At 58.0% G+C, this 3,080-nt stretch carries 2 protein-coding genes; both read left to right on the top strand.

The genetic code is table 11. The features are described from left to right. Positions 1-100 precede the first annotated feature (100 nt). Positions 101-2,434 (top strand): type I restriction endonuclease subunit R, encoded by a 2,334-nt coding sequence (locus tag IWX75_RS17445; protein ID WP_442859000.1) that lies wholly within the window; start codon positions 101-103, stop codon positions 2,432-2,434. A gap of 147 nt (positions 2,435-2,581) precedes the next feature. After that, complete coding sequence (locus IWX75_RS17440; protein ID WP_196823523.1) at positions 2,582-3,025, top strand: hypothetical protein; 444 nt, start codon at positions 2,582-2,584, stop codon at positions 3,023-3,025. The last annotated feature ends 55 nt before the right edge of the window (positions 3,026-3,080 follow it).

Here is a 3,080-nt window from a genome sequence, read left to right as displayed (position 1 = left end):
GGACCTTCGACAAGCTCTATTTTCCCTGACTAGACAGGCATTCTCCGTTTAACGCGCCGCCCGCACCTCACACCCCATCGGTGGATCGAGGCTAAGTGAGGTGGCAGGGTCAAAGCGGACGAGGAAAACCTCGAACAGTTTTGAGTTCACGTCATGGTGGGCGGACGGGAAGAACAAACCGATCCAGGACCTGGCGTCGTTCGCCAAAACCTTCTTCGCCAAACACTCGCTGCTCAATATTCTGACCAAGTACTGCGTACTGACCGATGACCGGATGCTCCTGGTTATGCGCCCGTACCAGATCGTCGCCACCGAGCGAATCCTGCAACGAATCGAAATCTCCACAAACTATCGGCAGCTCGGTTCCATCGCAGCCGGCGGGTATGTGTGGCATACCACCGGGTCGGGTAAGACGCTGACGTCGTTCAAGGCGGCGCAACTGGTGTCGAAGCTCTCTTCGGTAAGCAAGGTGTTGTTCGTCGTGGACCGCAAGGACCTCGACTATCAGACGATGCGCGAGTACGACCGATTCGAGAAGGGGGCAGCTAACTCCAACACGTCCACCGCGGTACTGAAGAAGCAGCTGGAGGATCCGGGCGCACGCATCATCATCACCACAATTCAGAAGCTCTCAACCTTCATCAGCGCCAACGCGGGTCATTCAATTTACGGCGGCCACATCGTGATCATCTTTGATGAGTGTCACCGCTCCCAGTTCGGTGACATGCATACCGCGATCACGAAGGCATTTAAGCGCTACAACCTGTTCGGGTTTACCGGGACGCCGATCTTCGCCGCGAATGCTGGTAGCGGTGGCAACCCCTCCCTGCGGACCACGGAGCAGGCCTTCGGCGAAAAACTGCACACGTACACGATCGTGGACGCGATCACGGACAAGAACGTCCTGCCATTCCGCATCGACTACATCAATACCATCCGACTCCCCGAAGGTTTGACGAACAAGCAGGTCTCGGCGATCGACACCGAGAATGCTTTGCTCGCAGAGGAGCGGGTACGCCAGGTCGTCGCCTACACGCGAGAACACTTCGATCAGAAAACTAAACGCGCCGAGCATTACAGCGTCGACGGCAAACGGGTCCGCGGGTTCAACGCTCTCTTCGCTACCGCATCCATCGCCGCTGCACGCGCCTACTACAGTGAGTTCCTCGCCCAGCAACGGTCACTGCCAGAAGCCCAGCGCCTTAAAGTAGGGCTGATCTACAGCTACGCCGCAAACGAAGCTGTCGAAGACGGGATTCTCGATGAGGAGGAGTTCGAAACCGGCGCCCTCTCCTCAGACGCTCGAAGCTTCCTCGAAAGCGCAATCCAGGACTATAACTCCCTCTTCGGCACGAGCTACGACACCTCCTCCGACAAGTTTCAGAACTACTACAAGGACCTCTCGCTGCGGCTGAAGAACCGCAAGATTGACCTGGTCATCGTGGTCAACATGTTCCTCACCGGGTTCGATGCCACCACCCTTAACACGCTCTGGGTCGATAAGAATCTCCGCGCTCACGGGCTCATCCAGGCGTACTCGCGGACCAACCGAATCCTGAACTCGGTGAAGACCTACGGCAACATCATCAGCTTTCGGAACCTGGAAGAACAGACCAACGACGCCATCGCCCTGTTCGGTAACAAGGATGCCGGCGGCATCGTGCTCCTCAAACCCTACGAGGACTACTACGGGGAATACGCGGAGAAGGTCGATGAACTGCTCCAGCAGTATCCGCTCGGCACCCCGATTACAGGGGAAACTGACCAGAAAGCCTTCATCGCCCTGTTCGGCGTCATCCTGAGGCTACGGAACATACTCACCTCATTCGATGAGTTCGAGGGCAACGAGGTCCTCACACCCCGGCAGGTGCAGGACTACCAAAGCATCTACCTCGACCTGTACGCCGACTTCCGACAGACACGGACAGCAGACAAGGAGTCAATCACTGATGACATCGTCTTCGAGATCGAGCTCATCAAACAGGTCGAGATCAACGTCGACTACATCCTCATGCTCGTCCAGCAGTACAGGGACGCCAAGGGCGACGGGGACGACACCGAAATCCGTGCCACTATCAGCCGCGCCATTGACTCCAGCCCGTCCCTGCGCAACAAGAAGGACCTCATCGAGTCCTTTGTTGACTCCATTTCCATCGACAGCGACGTGACCGACGACTGGCGGTCCTTCATCGACGCCAAACGGGCCGAGGAACTCGAACACATCGTGACGGAGGAAAAACTCAACCCAGAAGCCACTCAAGCGTTCGTCGACATGGCCTTCCGTGACGGTGGTATCCAGGCTAGCGGCACGGCAGTCACCAAAATCCTGCCACCGGTGTCACGATTCGCGGCCGCCGGTGGACACGCAGACAAGAAACAAGCCGTCCTCGAGAAGCTAGGTGTCTTCTTCGACAGGTTCTTCAAACTTGGCTGATCACGCTGGCCAGCGGCACACCAAGAAACACCGGCACTGATGGACACTCCCCCACCTCGGTTCGCCGTTTTACCGGACTCGGCCGATGCCCGTCTGTTAGTGGATCTCACCAGTCACGCCAACGACTTGTCGGAAGCATCGCACTGCTTGAAACTGGCAGTGGATGCCGCTGAAGGGTCAGCCCTGTGGGAGCCTCTGATCTCGCACGCCATCACCGCGTACACGCGCCCTTTCATCCTCTCCAAGGTCCGGGCTCGTCTTGATCACATGCCCGAATTCCCTGGCATACCCAATGAGCTGCAGGACGTGCATGACACAGTCCGGAAGTACCGCAACACCACGATCGCCCACTCCCAATCCGATCTAGTCATGCCGCTACCGATAGCCATCCTCGACGACACGGGCAACGGCAAGGACGTCATCGGAGTGACCCTCATTCATCCTGTGCCTGGCGCATTTATAGGACACTTCGCCGACTTGATCATGGCCATGGAGGACCTCGTCGACCAGGCAACGCAACCGGTCCTCAAACGTCTACGGGCATGGCTAAACCTCGATCCACCGATGTTGATGGGTGACCGGCGTTCGTAGGGTTGCGGATGGGCGCGGCGGGAGTGGGCGTGGCGGAGCTGCGGGCCTTGCTGCC

The organism is Arthrobacter sp. CAN_A6 (genome assembly GCF_015751715.1).
Classification (GTDB): domain Bacteria; phylum Actinomycetota; class Actinomycetes; order Actinomycetales; family Micrococcaceae; genus Arthrobacter_D.
The sequence above is the reverse complement of the archived record's forward strand: the minus strand, read 5'-3'. Positions and strand labels throughout refer to the sequence as shown.